We start from the raw sequence: 15,550 nt of genomic DNA, 5'->3' as shown, positions 1-15,550 counted from the left end.
GAGTGGAGGCTCGCGCCGGGGCTGCGGACATTGCCCCACCCCTTGCCCCGTTTCAAGCGCGACGCTTCCCGTCCGCAACGTCCTCCGGCCGCAGCACCCCGCAACGCGTCCGCGCAGCTTTGTCGCGCGGGGCCTGTCAAAGTCCCGCGGGACGCTACGTCGCAAGATCACCGAACGCAGAGCCGGCGTCTCTTGAGCCCCGAACGGGCGGCCGGCCCGTCCAGCAAGAGGAGATCGCGGCCCGTGCCCGACATTCCCATCGACTTCACGTTTCTGACGAATCTCGTCGTCGTCTACGGCTTCAACATCCTCGGAGCGCTCCTGATCGCGGTCGCAGGCTTCTGGCTCGCGGGCCTCGCCGAGCGCGGCGCCCATCGCGCGCTGATGGCCTCGAAGCGGATGGACGTCACCGTCGCCGGATTCCTGTCCAGCCTCGTACGCTACGGCCTGCTCGCCGTGGTGCTGGTCGCGATCCTGCAGATCGTCGGCATTCAGGCGACGAGCCTCATCGCCGTTCTCGGCGCCGCCTCCCTCGCCATCGGTCTGGCGTTGCAGGGCACGCTGTCGAACATGGCGGCCGGCGTGATGATGCTGCTGTTCCGGCCGTTCCGCGTCGGCGACCAGGTCGAGGTCGCCGGCAAGGCGGGCGTCGTGAAGGAGCTCAGCCTGTTCTTCACCGAACTCGCGAACGCCGACAACGTGCAGATCCTGATCCCGAACGCCTCTGTGTGGGGCGCGGCCGTCGTGAACTACTCGAAATACCCCACCCGCGCGGTGGAGACCTCGATCACCGCGGCGAACGGAGACGCGGACGCCACGATCGCCGACGTTTCCAGGTTTCTGGCGGAGAACCCGCGCGCCTTGAACGACCCGGCGCCTGTCGTCCGCAAGGTCGGCTATGGCGACGCGATCGAGATCGCGGTGAGGGCCTACGCGCCGGCCGCGGAGACGTCGGCGTTGAAATACGAGATCAGCCGGTTCGTCACCGAGCGGAACCGCGCGCGGGAGGCCACGGCGCAGGCCGCGGAGTGACGCCCCGTCCTCATTCCAGGAGCATGCGCTTCAGCAGGTCGACCTCCGCAGCGAGCCCATGGTCGGTCTTCACCAGCAGATCGATCTTGCGAACCGCGTGGAGCACGGTCGTGTGGTCGCGGCCGCCGAAGCGCCGGCCGATCTCGGGCAGCGAGCGCAGGGTGAGCTGCTTCGCCAGATACATCGCGACCTGCCGCGGGCGGACGACCGTCTGGGTACGGCGGGAGGACAGCACGTCGGCGCGGCTGACCTGATAGTGCCGCGCGACGATGCGCTGGATGTCCTCGACCTTCACGCGCTTGGGCTCGACCTGCCGGACGAGATCCCGCAGCGCGGTCTCCGCCATCTCGATCGTGATCGGCGCGTGGGTCAGGGTGTTGTGCGCGAGCAGCCGGTTCACGGCGCCGTCGAGATCGCGGCCGTTGGCGGTCACGATCTTGGCGACATAGGCGATCACTTCCGCCGGCACGTCGAACTTCGGGTGGATCGCCTTCGCCGCCGCCACGCGCACCGCCAGGATCTTGGCGCGCAGTTCCTCGTCGATCGAGCCCATCTCGAGCGTCAGGCCGCCGGCGAGGCGCGACCGCAGCCGCTCGTCGACGCCCTCGAGCTCGGATGGCGGCCGGTCGGCGGCGATGATGACCTGCTGACGCCCATCGAGCAGCGCGTTCAGCGTGTGGCCGAACTCCTGCTGCACGGTCTTGCCCTGCAGGAACTGCAGATCGTCAATCACGAGCAGGTCGATCGCCCGCAGCTTCTCCTTGAAGGACAGCGCGGTCTGCGCCTTCAGCGAGGCGACGAAGTCGAACATGAACTTCTCGGCCGTCAGATAGGTCACCCGGCGGCCGCTCGCCTCGATCGCATGGGCCGTGGCCTGCAGGAGGTGCGTCTTGCCGAGCCCGACCGCCGAGTGGACCACCAGCGGGTTATAGGTCACGGGATCGCCGGGCTTGGCGTCCGCGATCTGGCGGGCGGCGGCGAAAGCGAGCTGGTTGGAGCGTCCCACCAGAAAGCTGTCGAAGGTCAGCCGGCGGTCGAGCGGCGAGCCGGCCAGCCGCGCCGCGTCGGGTCGCGCCGGGAACAGGAACGGCGAGGCGGTCGGCGAGCGCTGCTCGACATGTTCGATCGCGGGGGCCACGACGACGTCGCCGCCATTGGTGGCGAGCTTGGGCGCGGCGACCCGAACGCCGATCGCGATGGCGCGGACGTCCTGGCACTCCTCGCTGACGAGCGCCGTGATGCGGTCGGCGTAATGGCTCTGGATCCAGCTCTTCAGGAAACGGGTCGGCACCGACAGGTGAGCGACGCCGTTCGCCACCTGCTCGAGCGCGATCCGTTCGAACCAGCTCGTGAAGACGTCTTCGCCGAACTCCGCCCGGAGCCGGTCGGCGACCCGCCGCCACCCCGAGCTCGCGTCGTTCCTCGCGCCCTCGATCACGGACAAAACGTTCGAACGGGCGGCGGACGGCGCGGGAGGCATGAGGTCACTCCGGAGGCTCGACGGGGCGGGAGGGCGGGACTGCGGATCGGGCGAAAAAGCGATCACGACTGCGTCCAGGGCAAGCCGACGGCCTTCCAGCCGGCGGAGGCCCCGCGGTGACGCTGTGCGTCGAGCGGGCCTTCAAAGCCGCCCGCGACGTTGAAACAGGCGGTGAATCCCTTGGCGGCCATCGCCGCAGCAGCAGCCTGGCTGCGGACCCCGCTGCGGCACAGGAAGTAGACGGGCGTCCCGGCGCCGGCGCCGGTCGCCTGCAGCGCCTCCGCCACCCGGTCCACGAAACCCTGGTCGACCTGCATGGAGGGGTAGGTCTGCCACTCCGCGAGCACCGGGCGCTTCGACAGCTCCGACAGGTCCGGGATCCCGACAAAGGCCCATTCCGCGCTCGTGCGGACGTCCACCAGCGCGGCGGAAGGATCGCCCGCAAGCGCCTCCCAAGCTTCCTGGGGCGTCGCGTCTCCGGCATAGGACGAGCTCGGCTGGGGCATAACTTCGTTCTCGCCCGGCTTGCGCCCGGCGCCTCAAGTGTCCAGATGATGGTGATGGCCGGCCGTTCAGGGCCTACCTAATATGGCGCAGTCAATCTTTCAGGAAGACGGCGATCCCTTACCCCGCCCCAACTTGGGGCGTTGTGTCAGTTTGAACGATAAACGCTTGGTGTAGTCTCGGAGAGCTTGGACAAACGCCTCAGATCTGAGGATTTGGTCGCGACGTCTCCATGGCCAGGACGATACACAGGGGTCCGGAGCGACGCAACAGGACTCACGGCGCGATTCGATTCGACCGTCGTCCAGCGCCGAACGCCGATTGTGGCAATGCCCTGCATAGCCAGCAAAATCGCTTCAGCGTCCCCCGAATCACCGTTAGCGATTCTTTTTCGAACGGTTTGCGCCGATCGAGGCGTTTCCCCCGGGATTCCGGGTCCGGGTCCGCGTCTAGCGCCTAAAGTCTTGAAAAATAATAGTTATCTATGCGCATCAAGCGCGACCAGACTCTCGAGAGCCGGATTCCATGGGTTTCGAGAGTCAAGCCCAAAAGAGGGCTCCGACGAATACGTTCGTTGCCGTCTTAAAAGGATCGCAAACGAAAAACCCGGCGCAAGGCCGGGTCTTTGGAGCGTCATGCGATGGTTGCGATCACGCAGACAGGCTGCGCACCCGCGAGGCCAGCCGCGACACTTTGCGGGACGCCGTGTTCTTGTGCAGCACGCCCTTCTGGGCGGCGCGCATGATCTCGGGCTCGGCGGCCGCGAGCGCGGCGCGCGCGTCGTCGGCCTGGCCGGCGGCGATCGCTTCCTCGACCTTGCGCAGGAAGGTCCGCACGCGGCTCCTGCGCGCGGTGTTCACCGCGGTGCGGCGGACGATCTTGCGGGCGGCCTTCTTGGCCGACGGCGTATTGGCCATGAACTTCGGTCCTCGGGATGCGGCGTCCGGGCGTTCGCGCGACGCCGCGCCGGTCGAAACACGAGCGGCGAGCCTGACAGGCCCGCCGCGGGAGGCGGTCTCGTAGCAACACTCGCCCGCGGCGTCAACGTTCTCCGACGCCGGCGAGCGCTCCGAAGCCCGGCGACGCCGCCGCGGCGACCGGACCCGGAGCGGGCCCGGGCTCGGCGAAGCGCGCGCGGGGCCATACGATCTTCACCCGCGCGCCGGTCTCCGGGGCGGCGGCGTTGCCGAGATCGAGCCGCGCGCCGGAGCGTTCCAGCAGCGTCTTGGCGATGAAGAAGCCGAGGCCGAGACCGCCGGCCTCGGAGGGTTCGGAGCCGCCGGAGCGGGTCGACACATAAGGCTCGCCCAGGCGAGCCAGCATCTCTGGGGCGAAGCCCGGCCCGTCATCGGCGATCTCGACCACCATCCGCTCGGCGCTCCAGCGCGCGGTGACGCGGACCTGCTCGCGCGCGAAGTCCACGGCGTTCTCCACGATGTTGCCGATGCCGTAGAGCACGATCGGGTTGCGCCGCCAGTGCGGCTCGAGCTCGGCTGCGCCTTCCGCGCGCACCTCGATCGCGACGCCGAAATTGCGGTGGGGGGCGGCGATCTCCTCGAGCATGTGCCGCACCGCCATGCGCTCGTAGGGCGCGCCCTGCCCGTCGAGCGAGGTCAGCTTCTGCAGGATGTCGCGGCAGCGCGTGACCTGCTCGCGCAGCAGAGCGAGATCGTCGCCATGCGCGCCGGGGCTGAGCGCGCGCTCGAGCTCCTTGGCGACGAGCGCGATGGTGGCGAGCGGCGTGCCGAGCTCATGAGCGGCGGCGGCGGCCAGTCCGTCGAGCGCCGAGAGATGCTGCTCGCGCGCCAGCACGAGCTCGGTCGCGGACAGCGCCTGGGCGAGTTCGCGGCCCTCCTCGGAGACGCGCCACGCGTAGACGCCGATGAACACGAGCGCCAGCATCAGCGCGATCCACAGCCCCAGAACGTAAAGCTGGGGCAGTTCCAGCCCGTCCTCCACCGGCCAGGGCAGCGGCATGTGCCGGTAGGCCAGCAGCGAGGCGCACCCCACGACGAGCGCGCCGAGCGCCGCCGTGGTTCGCGGCGACAGCGCGGTCGCCGAGATCATCACCGGCGCGAGGAACATCACGGCGAACGGATTGGTCAGGCCGCCGGTGAGGAAGAGCAGCGCCGCGAGCTGCAGCAGATCATAGGCGAGCAGCAGACCCGCGGCGGGCTCGCGCAGCCGGTGGTTCGGCGGGAAGATCAGGCGCAGCGCGACGTTGAGGCCGGCGGACAGCGCGATCACCGCAAGGCAGGCGGCGAGCGGCAACTCGAATCCGAGGCCGAACGCGACGCCCAGGACCGCCGCGCTCTGTCCCGCCACCGCGAGCCAGCGCAGCCGCACCAGCGTGGCGAGCCTCAGATGGCGCTGCGGCGCGAGATGGTCCGAAACGCAGTCGATGTCGAACGGCATGGCGCGGACTTTGATCCTCTGACGGGCGGTCGCGCAAGTTTCCATAGGCCGGCGGGCCGACGAACGGGCCATTGACGGCGTCCCGTTTAGGGAGAATCGTCTTGCGACGTGTGCGATGCAACATCGGAAGGTCGCGATGGCGCGGGACAGGAAGCGTACCGGGATCGGCGAATTCGCCAACGCCTCGGCGACGCCGGAGTTGGGCGGCTCGGCGTCCTCGATGCCGCTGTATTGGATGTTCGAGGCCGGCCAGGCGTCGCTCGGACCGGCGCGGGCGCTCGCCGAAGCGGGGCGCCTCTTTTTCAAGAACCCGGTCAATCCCGCCTCCCACACGGACTGGGGCCGCAAGGTCGGCGCGCTCTGCGAGGTCTTCGAGCGGGCGACCCGCCGCTACGGCAAGCCGGATTTCGGCATCGCGTCGACGCTGGTCCGCGGCGAGCGCGTCGCGGTCACGCCGCGGGTGGTCTGGAGCCGGCCGTTCTGCGACCTCGTCCATTTCGAGCGGGCGACGCGGCCGGGCTCGCGCAAGGCGCTCAAAGTTCTGATCGTCGCGCCCATGTCGGGCCATTACGCCACGCTGCTGCGCGGCACGATCGAGGCGATGCTGCCGGACCACGACGTCTACGTCACGGACTGGACCGACGCGCGGCTCGTGCCCATGACCGACGGTCCCTTCGATCTCGACGACTACATCGACTACCTCATCTCCATCTTCCATTTCCTGCAGGGCGACTGCCACGTGATGGCGGTCTGCCAGCCGGCGGTGCCGGTCCTCGCCGCGGTCGCGCGGATGGAGGCCGAGGAGGACCCTTACGCGCCGCATTCGATGATCCTGATGGGCGGGCCGATCGACACGCGCGAGAACCCGACCGTGGTCAACCAGCTCGCGATCGAGCGGGGCCTCGACTTCTTCCAGCGCAACGTGATCACGGTGGTGCCCTGGCCGCATCCCGGCGTGATGCGGCGGGTCTATCCCGGGTTCCTGCAGCTCACCGGCTTCGTGAACATGAATCTCGATCGCCATGTCTCCGCTCACTACGAGTTCTTCAACCATCTGGTCGACGGCGACGGCGACAGCGCGGAGAAGCACCGCGAGTTCTACGACGAATACATGGCGGTGATGGACCTGACCGCCGAGTTCTACCTTCAGACGGTCGAGACGGTCTTCATCCGCCATGCTTTGCCGAAGGGCGAGATGACGCATCGCGGCAAGCCCGTCGACTGCTCGAAGATCACGCGCTGCGCGCTCATGACGGTCGAGGGCGAACGCGACGACATCTCCGGCGTCGGACAGACCAGGGCCGCGCACACGCTCTGCACCGGTCTCAAGGACGAGCAACGGGTCCACTGGCTGCAGGAGCGCGTCGGCCACTACGGGGTCTTCAACGGATCGCGCTTCCGCTCGGAGATCGCTCCGCGCATTCACGACTTCATGCTCTCGAACGAACCCCGCGCCGTGCAGAAGGCCGCGTCCGCGCCGATGCGCCCCGCCGAAAGCGAGGGCGTGTCCGCAGGAGCGGCGCTCGACGCGGTCGCGCCGCTGGTGGAGGAACCGAAGAAGGCCCCCGAGCCGCCTGCTCCGACGCCGAAGCCCGCACGCGCCAAACCCGCGGCGGCCAGGCGCGCTCCAGCCGTCAAAGCCCCGCCCGACGATCTGACCAAGATCGTCGGGGTCGGCCCGAAGCTTCAGGCTGTTCTCAACGACGCGGGCATTTTCCGCTTCGCCCAGATCGCGGGCCTCTCGCATGACGAGGTCGCGTCGCTCAATGCGAAGATCGTTCCGCCCGGGCGCATGTCGCGGGAGAAGTGGCAGGAGCAAGCGGCTCGACTCGCCAAAGCGGAATGATTGCTCGACGCTTCGCGGGACCGCCTGGCGTCGGCCGCGCCGTTCGCCAAGGAATGTGGACGCGCTTTTATCTGTTTCTTATTATCGAACGCTGGCGTATGAGCGTTCCTGTTGCGATGCGATGGGGCTCCACCTTGAACTGACCCCATCGGTATCGACAGGTTTCTTATTATTAGAGGGAGACGACTATGACGTTTCGTTTGGCCGCCAGCGCTGCCTTCATGGGCCTCGCTCTTTCGTCGGCGCCCGCCTTCGCCCAGGCCTCCGGCGCGGACGTGCTGAAGGCGCTGAACAAGGACGGCGACAACACGCTCGAACTCGCCGAGGTGATCGACGCCGGCGCCAAGCTGTTCGCCGTTATCAACCCGGACGGCGACACGACGCTCGAGAGCGGCGAGACCAAGGGCCGGATCACCGAGAAGGACTGGAAGCGCTACAACAAGGACGGCGACCAGACGCTCGAAATGGACGAGTGGCTGACGATCCTGCGCGCGCGCTTCAATGCGGCCAACCCGGACAAGGACGGCTCGCTCGACGAGAAGGAGCTGAACACCAAGGCGGGTCAGCTCGTCGTTCTCATGATCATGAAGTGACGGCGAAGATCGTCAGCATGCCTCTGGCCCGCGCCGCGCAGGCGGCGCGGGGTCCGGCGTCGTGACGGCGATCACTGTCCGCCGCCACGACTGGCGGCCTGCGATCCGCAGGCTGCCCGCCGGCGAGGCCGTCGCCGCCATCGGCGACGTGCATGGGCAGGACGATCTGTTCGCGTCGCTGATGGACGCCGTCGCCGAGGAAATCTCGGCGGCCTCCGTCGCCACCTTCGTCCAGCTCGGCGATCTCGTCGATCGTGGACCCAAAGCGATCGAGGCTCTCGCCCGCGCGCGCAAGGGTCTGCCCGGCGCGACGTCAGTGACGCTGATGGGCAATCACGAGGAGCGCCTGCTGCGGGCCACTCTTGGCGGCGATCCCGAGGAGCGCGCGCTGTGGCTGAACTTCGGCGGCGATCAAACGATCGCCGAGGCCGGGGTCGATCCGTCTCGTCCCGACTGGCCCGAGGCCTTCGCCGCCGCGCTCGGTCGCGACACGCTCGACTGGCTCGTGGGCCTGCCCAAATCCTGGCGCGTCGGCGACATTCTGTTCGCCCACGCCGGGATCGATCCGGCCAGATCTCTCGCCGAGCAGGATCCGCACACGCTGATGTGGGTGCGCCGGCCCTGGCTCGACAGCCCCGGCCCATACCCGGAAGGCGTCGCCGTCCTTCACGGTCACACCCCGCGGGAGGTCGTCGACCTCACTCACCCGCACCGGGTCAACCTCGACACGGGCGCCTTCCGCACCGGGCTGCTCTCGGGGCTCGTGGTCCTCGGCGACCGCATGCGGGTGGTTCAGGCGGCGCGCTGAACAATCTCGCGAGCGACGCTCACCAACGCGCCGTCGATGCGCTATCACGCGGGCGCCCCGTCGACCCGCCCCGGACCTCCGCCATGAGCCGCCTGCTGCATCGCGCCGCCAACGTCGTTCCGCCCGTCGCCGTGGGGGGCAGGGGAATCGAGCTGTTCGACCGCGACGGCCGGTCCTATATCGACGCCAGCGGCGGCGCGGCTGTCTCCTGCCTCGGCCACGGTCACCCGGACGTGCTGGCCGCGCTCCACGCGCAGCTCGACCGGCTCGCTTATGCGCATACCGGCTTCTTTTCCTCCGAGCCGGCGGAACGTCTCGCCGAGCGCCTGGTCGAGGACGCGCCGGAGGGGCTGACGCGGGTCTACCTCGTCAGCGGCGGGTCCGAGGCGGTGGAGGCCGCCCTCAAGATGGCGCGCCAATACGCCGTCGAGACCGGACAGGACAAGCGCCGGCACGTCATCGCGCGCCGGCAGAGCTATCACGGCAACACGCTCGGCGCGCTTGCGGCCGGCGGAAACGCCTGGCGCCGCGCCCAGTTCCGGCCTCTCCTGATCGAGACCCATCACGTCGACCCGTGCTTCGCCTACCGCGGACAGGCGGAAGGCGAGACCGGCGAGGCCTACGCCGCCCGCGCCGCGCAGTCGCTCGAGGACAAGATCCTGGAGCTCGGGCCGGATGAGGTTCTGGCTTTCGTCGCGGAGACGGTGGTGGGCGCGACCGCCGGCGCCGTTCCGCCGGTCGCCGACTATCTCCGGCGGGTGCGCGCGATCTGCGACCGCTACGGCGTGCTGCTGATCCTCGACGAGGTGATGTGCGGCATGGGCCGCACCGGGACGTTGCACGCCTGCGAGCAGGACGGCGTCGCGCCCGATCTGCTCACCATCGCCAAGGGCCTCGGCGGCGGCTATCAGCCGATCGGGGCGGTGCTGCTGTCGGAGCCGATCTTCCAGGCCTTCGCGCAAGGCTCCGGATTCTTCCAGCACGGCCACACCTATATGGGCCACCCGATGGCGGCCGCGGCCGGGCTCGCGGTTCAGGACGTCATCCGCCGCGACGGCCTGCTCGCGAACGTGGTCGCCATGGGCGAGCGGCTCGATCGCGGGCTGAAGGAGCGTTTCGGCGCCAACCCGCATGTGGGCGACGTCCGGGGCCGCGGGTTGTTCCGCGCGATCGAGCTGGTCCAGGACCGGGCGACCAAGGCGCCGTTCGATCCGGCGCTCAAGCTGCACGCGTCGATCAAGCGCGAGGCGATGGCGCGCGGGCTGATGGTGTATCCGATGGGCGGCGCGGTCGACGGCGCGCGCGGGGACCATGTGCTGCTGGCGCCGCCCTTCATCGTGGAAGGCGCGCAGATCGACGTGATCGTGGAGCGGCTCGGCGAAGCCGTCGACGCGAGCCTCGCCGCGGCCGCCTGACCTCCGGGGCAGGTCTATTCGGTTGATCCGATCTCGAGCAGCCCGGCGTTGATCGCGACCCAGACGAGGTTGGCGTCGGTCCGTGCGTTCAGCTTCGCCTTGATGCCGGAATGGTAGTTCTGGATCGTCTTCTGGCTGAGCGACAGGGCGTCGGCGATCTGGTCGGTCGTCATGCCCGAGGCGATCAGCTGGAGGATCTCGACCTCGCGCGGCCCGAGGCCGTCGACCGGCGACTTGCGTCCCGACAGCCGCTCCGCCGCGATCTCGCGCGCGATGTCGTCGCTCACCGCCTTGCCGCCCTGCGACACCGTCGCCATCGCGGCGATCAGCGCCTCGGGCGGGCTGCTCTTGGTGACATAGCCGGACGCGCCCGCCTCGAACGCCTTGAGGGCGAAGGGAAGGCCTTCGTGCATCGTGAAGACGAGGATGCGCGCCTTGCGGTCGAAGCCCCGGATGCGCCGGATCGCCTCGAGGCCGCTCGAGCCCGGCATGCTCAGGTCGAGAATGACGATGTCGGTCTGCGACCGGCGGTAGGCGCGATAGGCCTCCGCCGCGCTGCCGGCCTCCGCGCTCACGCAATAGCCGGGCTGGAGCTCGATCAGCTTGCGATAGCCCGCCCGCACCACCGGGTGGTCGTCGACGAGAAGGATCGTCAGCTGGGCCATCGTCTCAGGCCGCCGCGCCGAGGCGCGCGTCCCCGGCGAGCGGGATGGTCGCGGCGATCCGCACCCCGCGTTCGGACGCGCCTGTCGTGAGGCGGCCGCCCAGCGCGTCGACGCGCTCGCGAATGCCGAGCAGGCCGTGGCCGCGGCCGCCGGCTAGGCTCGCAGGATCGCCGCCCCCGTCGTCCTCGACCGTCACGAGAAGCGCGCCCGCCGGCGCGTCCGGGCTCTCCACGCGAACGCGCACCTCCGCCGGCTCGCCGTGCTTGGCGGCGTTCGTCAGGCATTCCTGCGTGATCCGGTAGACGGTGAGGGCCGCCTGCGCCGGCACGGCGGCGAGGTCCCCGACCACGTCGAGCCGGAAGACCGGCCTGCGGCCGCCCGCGCCGGGAACGCGCGCGTTCCAGCTCGTCACGAGATGCTCCAGGCTCTGCTCGAGCCCGATCTCGTCGAGCTCCGGCGGCCGCAGCCGGGCGAGCGCGCCGCGCAGCGTGGTCGCCATCCGGTCGCTGATGACCGCGATCTCGCGCGCGCTTTCGGCGACGTCCGGCCGATCCGCCCTCGTCGCGGTCGCGACGGCTGCGGCGAGGGCGCGGGTCGCGGTCAAGCACTGTCCGAACTCGTCGTGCAAATCGCGGGCGAGGGAGCGGCGCTCCTCCTCCTGCACCTGGAACAGCCGCCGCGTCACCGCCGCGCGCTGCTTGGTGGTGGAGTCGAGACGCGCGGTCAGGTCGTTGAATGCCCGCGCGATATGGCCGAACTCCGCCGTGCGGAACGCCGGCAGGCGCACCGCATGGTCGCCGCCCTCCAGCCGCTTCAGGCCGCGCACGATGGTCTCGGCGGGTTTCAGCGCATGCCCGATCGCGAGCGTCGCCAGCACGCCGATCGCGAGCGCCATCGCGCCGGCGACGCCGACCACCACGCTGACCTGCCGCCACGCCTGGCGCGCGGCGGACTCGGTCTTCGCCTCGGCGACCACCGTGCCGACGGCGCGTCCGCCGAGCGAGATCGTGCGCGTGATCGGCTGGAGAGGTCCGAACAGCGTCTGATTCAGGGCCTCGAACCACGCCGGAGCGCCGTCATCGGCCGTCCTGCGCCCGCCGCAGAGCTTGAGCGGCGGCTCGCCGGTCCACGCCAGACTGACGCAATAGCCGGGGCTGATCACGCGCAGCGTGTCGGAGGTCCGCCAGTCGGGGAAGGCGAACTTGGCGTGCGAGCCCTCATTCCCGCGAAACATCAGCTCGCGCCATGCGAGCCCCACCGCCTCGGTCTCGACGCGGGCGGCCGAGGCGACCGTCTCGGCTCTTATGTTTCGGTCGGCGTCGACCATGACCCAGACGCTTGCGCCCGCGAGGCACAGCATCACGACGCCGCCGAGACGCAGGATGAGGCCGACCAGCAGAGACATCGCTCTTCGCCTTTCGCAGCAAGGCTTTGATGTCCGGGACTTCAGGTCGGATTGCAAGCTGCGCCCGCGCAATCGGGAAAATCTCCCAACACCGCTCGGGAAGTCAGCTCTGTGGATCTGCGCCCTTATTAGCAGGTTCTCAGCTCAAGGCGGGACGCTGTCCGAGCTCAACGAGAACACCGCGCCGCAGGCGCCGCCGCCTTTATCCGGAGGACGTTCATGAAACGCGCATTTCTCCTGGGCTTCGGCGTCGCGCTCGGCGTCGGGGCGGCTCCCGCCATCGCCAACGACAGCGTGGAGACGATCCTGAAGGACCCCAAGCAGTGGGGCATTCAGACCGGCGACTACGCCAACACCCGCTACTCCAAGCTCGATCAGATCACCGCCAAGAACGTCGGCAAGCTGCAGGTCGCCTGGTCGTTCTCGACCGGCGTGCTGCGCGGGCATGAGGGCGGCCCGCTCGTCATCGGCGACGTGATGTACGTCCACACGCCGTTTCCGAACACGGTCTACGCCCTCGACCTGAACCAGGAAGGCAAGATCATCTGGCGCTATGAGCCGAAGCAGGATCCCGGCGTCGTTCCCGTGATGTGCTGCGACACCGTCAACCGCGGCGTCGCCTATGCCGACGGCATGATCTTCTTCCAGCAGGCGGACGCGACCGTGGTCGCGCTCGACGCGAAGACCGGCGAGAAGAAGTGGTCGGTGGTCAACGGCGACCCGAAGAAGGGCGAGTCCAACACGGCGACCGTCCTGCCGGTCAAGGACAAGCTCCTCGTCGGCATCTCCGGCGGCGAGTTCGGCGTCCGCGGCCATCTCACCGCCTACGACCTCAAGACCGGCAAGCAGGTCTGGCGCGCCTATTCGATGGGGCCGGACTCCGAACTCCTCGTGGATCCCGCGAAGACGACCGAGCTCGGCAAGCCGATCGGCGAGAACTCCTCGCTGAAGACCTGGGAAGGCGACCAGTGGAAGACCGGCGGCGGGGCCACCTGGGGCTGGTACTCCTACGACCCCAAGCTGAACCTCGTCTATTACGGCTCCGGCAACCCCTCGACCTGGAACCCGAAGCAGCGCCCCGGCGACAACAAGTGGTCGATGACCATCTGGGCGCGCGATCCCGACACCGGCATGGCCAAGTGGGTCTACCAGGTCACCCCGCATGACGAGTGGGACTACGACGCCGTCAACGAGATGATCCTCACGGATCAGAAGATCGACGGCAAGGAGCGCAAGCTTCTCACCCATCCGGACCGCAACGGCTTCAGCTACACGCTCGATCGCGAGACCGGCGAACTGCTCGTCGCCGAAAAATACGACCCGGTCGTGAACTGGGCGAGCAAGATCGACATGGACAAGTCGTCCAAGACCTACGGCCGCCCGATGGTCGTCGCGAAATACTCAACGGAGCAGAACGGCGAGGACGTCAACTCGCAGGGCATCTGCCCCTCGGCGCTCGGCACCAAGGATCAGCAGCCCAGCGCCTATTCGCCGAAGACCGAGCTGTTCTACCTGCCGACCAACCATGTCTGCATGGACTACGAGCCGTTCCGCGTCTCCTACACCGCGGGCCAGCCTTATGTCGGCGCGACGCTCTCGATGTATCCGGCCCCGAACAGCCATGGCGGCATGGGCAATTTCACCGCCTGGGACAACAAGAAGGGCAAGATCGTCTGGTCGCTGCCCGAACGCTTCTCGGTCTGGTCGGGCGCTCTCGCGACCGCGGGCGACGTCGTGTTCTACGGCACGCTCGAAGGCTACCTGAAGGCGGTCGACGCCAAGACCGGCAAGGAGCTCTACAAGTTCAAGACGCCGTCCGGCATCATCGGCAACGTCATGACCTATGAGCACAAGGGCAAGCAGTACGTCGCCGTGCTCTCGGGCGTCGGCGGCTGGGCGGGCATCGGGCTCGCGGCCGGCCTGTCGGGCGGGAACGAAGGTCTGGGCGCCGTCGGCGGCTACGCCGCGCTCGCCAGCTACACCGCTCTCGGCGGCCAGCTCACGGTGTTCGCGCTGCCGGATTCATGAGGTTCGGGGCGCCGCTCCCCGGCGCCCCAACGCGACTTTCCATAGCCTGACCCGCCTGGCTTTCTCCTCCCTCGGCCCGGCGGCACTTATGGACACGGCGAGCTCCTTCGTGGGCTCGCCGTTTTTTTTCGTCCGCGCGGCGCGAGATGAACGGTCGTTCGGCCTGGACCTTGCTCGGCGGGCGGACCATGGGAGACGCGACATGACCGTGAAGACGCCGTCCTTCGACGCCGCGACGATGCTTTCGGGGCTCCGGCGCTGGGTCGAATGCGAGAGCCCGACCTTCGTTCCCGAGGCCGTCAACGCGATGATGGACCTCGCCTCCGGCGATCTCGCCGCGGCCGGAGCGGCGGTCGAGCGGATCGCGGGACCGCCGGGGCTCGGCGACTGCGTGCGCGCGACCGTTCCGCATCCGCGCCAGGGCGAGAAGGGCGTGCTGGTGATGGCGCATCTCGACACGGTGCACCCGCTCGGCACGCTCGAAGCGCTTCCTTTCCACGTCGAGGGCGGCCGCGCTTACGGGCCCGGGATCCTCGACATGAAGGGCGGGACCTACGCCGCGGTCGAGGCGATCCGGCGGCTGGCCGAGGCCGGGATCGAAACGCCGCTGCCGGTGACCGTGCTGCTGACCTCCGACGAGGAGATCGGCAGCCCCGGCTGCCGCGCGATCATCGAGGCCGAGGCCGCCCGCCATTCCTACGTTCTCGTGCCGGAGCCGGCCCATCCGCCGGACGGCGTCGTCACCGGCCGCTACGCGATCGCCCGCTTCGACCTCGAGGCGACCGGCCGTCCGATCCACGCCGGCTTCGACCCGCGCAAGGGCCGCTCGGCGATCGCCGAGATGGCGCGGCGGATCGGCGAGATCGAGGCGATGACCGACGACGACTGCACCTTCAGCGTCGGCGTCGTCCATGGCGGCCAGTGGGTGAACTGCGTTCCGAAGAGCTGCCGCGCCGAAGCGCTCAGCATGGCCAAGCGCCAGTCGGATCTCGACCGCGGCGTGGAGCGCATGCTGGCGCTGACGCGTATCGACGGCGACGGCCTCGGCTTCCGGGTCACGCGCGGCGTCACGCGGCCGGTGTGGGAGCCGGGGCCGGGCACGATGGCGCTGTACGACCTCGCCCGCGACGTCGCGCGCGACATCGGCTTCGACCTCACGCATGGATCGTCGGGCGGCGGCTCCGACGCCAACTTCACCGGCGCCGCGGGGATCGCTTCGCTCGACGGGCTCGGCGTCGTCGGCGAGGGCTACCACACGCTCGACGAGCACATCGTCGTGGAGAGCCTGCCGCGCCGGGCCGCGCTGATCGCGGGACTGCTGACGCGGCTCGCCTGAAGGGCGATGCCGCGACGTCGGCG

General features: G+C 69.1%; 13 protein-coding genes. 7 read left to right on the top strand and 6 right to left on the bottom strand.

All coding sequences use genetic code 11. The features are described 5' to 3' along the window. The first annotated feature begins 243 nt into the window (after nucleotides 1-243). The gene (locus ACO2RJ_RS18665) at nucleotides 244-1,032 is read left to right on the top strand and encodes a mechanosensitive ion channel family protein (RefSeq protein WP_423269677.1); all 789 of its coding nucleotides are present in this window, start codon (nucleotides 244-246) and stop codon (nucleotides 1,030-1,032) included. Between the two features lie 10 nt (nucleotides 1,033-1,042). On the opposite strand, the gene dnaA is transcribed toward ACO2RJ_RS18665, so the two are convergent. The 4 genes from dnaA to ACO2RJ_RS18645 all read right to left on the bottom strand — a co-directional run bounded on the left by dnaA (nucleotide 1,043) and on the right by ACO2RJ_RS18645 (nucleotide 5,431). Further along, nucleotides 1,043-2,512: a chromosomal replication initiator protein DnaA gene (dnaA, locus tag ACO2RJ_RS18660; RefSeq protein ID WP_423269676.1), complete on the bottom strand. Its 1,470-nt coding sequence runs from the start codon at nucleotides 2,510-2,512 to the stop codon at nucleotides 1,043-1,045. A gap of 62 nt (nucleotides 2,513-2,574) precedes the next feature. Beyond that, complete coding sequence (locus ACO2RJ_RS18655) at nucleotides 2,575-3,018, bottom strand: rhodanese-like domain-containing protein (protein ID WP_423269675.1); 444 nt, start codon at nucleotides 3,016-3,018, stop codon at nucleotides 2,575-2,577. A gap of 648 nt (nucleotides 3,019-3,666) precedes the next feature. Next, on the bottom strand, nucleotides 3,667-3,933 hold the full coding sequence (gene rpsT / locus ACO2RJ_RS18650; RefSeq protein WP_423269674.1) for a 30S ribosomal protein S20: 267 nt from the start codon (nucleotides 3,931-3,933) through the stop codon (nucleotides 3,667-3,669). Between the two features lie 124 nt (nucleotides 3,934-4,057). Then, on the bottom strand, nucleotides 4,058-5,431 hold the full coding sequence (locus ACO2RJ_RS18645) for an ActS/PrrB/RegB family redox-sensitive histidine kinase (protein WP_423269673.1): 1,374 nt from the start codon (nucleotides 5,429-5,431) through the stop codon (nucleotides 4,058-4,060). A gap of 136 nt (nucleotides 5,432-5,567) precedes the next feature. Between ACO2RJ_RS18645 and phaZ the strand changes: the two genes are divergently transcribed. From phaZ to ACO2RJ_RS18625, 4 genes are all read left to right on the top strand, one after another. Beyond that, nucleotides 5,568-7,277 carry a polyhydroxyalkanoate depolymerase gene (gene phaZ / locus ACO2RJ_RS18640; RefSeq protein ID WP_423269672.1) on the top strand — a complete coding sequence of 570 codons (1,710 nt, stop codon included), beginning with the start codon at nucleotides 5,568-5,570 and terminating at the stop codon, nucleotides 7,275-7,277. 188 nt (nucleotides 7,278-7,465) lie between these two features. Beyond that, entirely contained in the window at nucleotides 7,466-7,870 is a 405-nt protein-coding gene (locus tag ACO2RJ_RS18635) for a hypothetical protein (protein ID WP_423269671.1), read from the top strand. 61 nt (nucleotides 7,871-7,931) lie between these two features. Then, nucleotides 7,932-8,678, top strand: coding sequence for a metallophosphoesterase (locus ACO2RJ_RS18630; RefSeq protein ID WP_423269670.1), 747 nt, complete (start codon nucleotides 7,932-7,934; stop codon nucleotides 8,676-8,678). 83 nt (nucleotides 8,679-8,761) lie between these two features. Further along, the gene (locus ACO2RJ_RS18625) at nucleotides 8,762-10,093 is read left to right on the top strand and encodes an aspartate aminotransferase family protein (protein WP_423269669.1); all 1,332 of its coding nucleotides are present in this window, start codon (nucleotides 8,762-8,764) and stop codon (nucleotides 10,091-10,093) included. Between the two features lie 14 nt (nucleotides 10,094-10,107). Here the strand turns inward: ACO2RJ_RS18625 and ACO2RJ_RS18620 are convergent, their stop codons facing one another. Beyond that, nucleotides 10,108-10,758, bottom strand: coding sequence for a response regulator (locus ACO2RJ_RS18620; RefSeq protein ID WP_423269668.1), 651 nt, complete (start codon nucleotides 10,756-10,758; stop codon nucleotides 10,108-10,110). Between the two features lie 4 nt (nucleotides 10,759-10,762). After that, nucleotides 10,763-12,163, bottom strand: a complete 1,401-nt coding sequence (locus ACO2RJ_RS18615; RefSeq protein ID WP_423269667.1) for a histidine kinase — start codon at nucleotides 12,161-12,163, stop codon at nucleotides 10,763-10,765. Nucleotides 12,164-12,382: 219 nt separating this feature from the next. Between ACO2RJ_RS18615 and xoxF5 the strand changes: the two genes are divergently transcribed. Both xoxF5 and ACO2RJ_RS18605 read left to right on the top strand, forming a co-directional pair. Next, complete coding sequence (gene xoxF5, locus ACO2RJ_RS18610; protein WP_423269666.1) at nucleotides 12,383-14,191, top strand: lanthanide-dependent methanol dehydrogenase XoxF5; 1,809 nt, start codon at nucleotides 12,383-12,385, stop codon at nucleotides 14,189-14,191. Nucleotides 14,192-14,393: 202 nt separating this feature from the next. After that, a complete protein-coding gene (locus tag ACO2RJ_RS18605) occupies nucleotides 14,394-15,527 on the top strand; it encodes a M20/M25/M40 family metallo-hydrolase (protein WP_423269665.1) in 1,134 nt (377 codons plus the stop codon). Nucleotides 15,528-15,550 lie beyond the last annotated feature (23 nt).

The organism is Hansschlegelia sp. KR7-227 (genome assembly GCF_049446035.1).
Lineage (GTDB): Bacteria > Pseudomonadota > Alphaproteobacteria > Rhizobiales > Methylopilaceae > Methylopila.
The sequence above is the reverse complement of the archived record's forward strand: the minus strand, read 5'-3'. Positions and strand labels throughout refer to the sequence as shown.

What these genes read in the sequence shown, in the direction of transcription:
- rpsT (WP_423269674.1), bottom strand. Translation starts at nt 3,933, where the DNA reads ATGGCCAATACGCCGTCGGCCAAGAAGGCCGCCCGCAAGATCGTCCGC.
- ACO2RJ_RS18615 (WP_423269667.1), bottom strand. Translation starts at nt 12,163, where the DNA reads ATGTCTCTGCTGGTCGGCCTCATCCTGCGTCTCGGCGGCGTCGTGATG.
- ACO2RJ_RS18625 (WP_423269669.1), top strand. Translation starts at nt 8,762, where the DNA reads ATGAGCCGCCTGCTGCATCGCGCCGCCAACGTCGTTCCGCCCGTCGCC.
- ACO2RJ_RS18635 (WP_423269671.1), top strand. Translation starts at nt 7,466, where the DNA reads ATGACGTTTCGTTTGGCCGCCAGCGCTGCCTTCATGGGCCTCGCTCTT.
- ACO2RJ_RS18620 (WP_423269668.1), bottom strand. Translation starts at nt 10,758, where the DNA reads ATGGCCCAGCTGACGATCCTTCTCGTCGACGACCACCCGGTGGTGCGG.
- ACO2RJ_RS18655 (WP_423269675.1), bottom strand. Translation starts at nt 3,018, where the DNA reads ATGCCCCAGCCGAGCTCGTCCTATGCCGGAGACGCGACGCCCCAGGAA.
- xoxF5 (WP_423269666.1), top strand. Translation starts at nt 12,383, where the DNA reads ATGAAACGCGCATTTCTCCTGGGCTTCGGCGTCGCGCTCGGCGTCGGG.
- ACO2RJ_RS18645 (WP_423269673.1), bottom strand. Translation starts at nt 5,431, where the DNA reads ATGCCGTTCGACATCGACTGCGTTTCGGACCATCTCGCGCCGCAGCGC.
- dnaA (WP_423269676.1), bottom strand. Translation starts at nt 2,512, where the DNA reads ATGCCTCCCGCGCCGTCCGCCGCCCGTTCGAACGTTTTGTCCGTGATC.
- ACO2RJ_RS18605 (WP_423269665.1), top strand. Translation starts at nt 14,394, where the DNA reads ATGACCGTGAAGACGCCGTCCTTCGACGCCGCGACGATGCTTTCGGGG.
- phaZ (WP_423269672.1), top strand. Translation starts at nt 5,568, where the DNA reads ATGGCGCGGGACAGGAAGCGTACCGGGATCGGCGAATTCGCCAACGCC.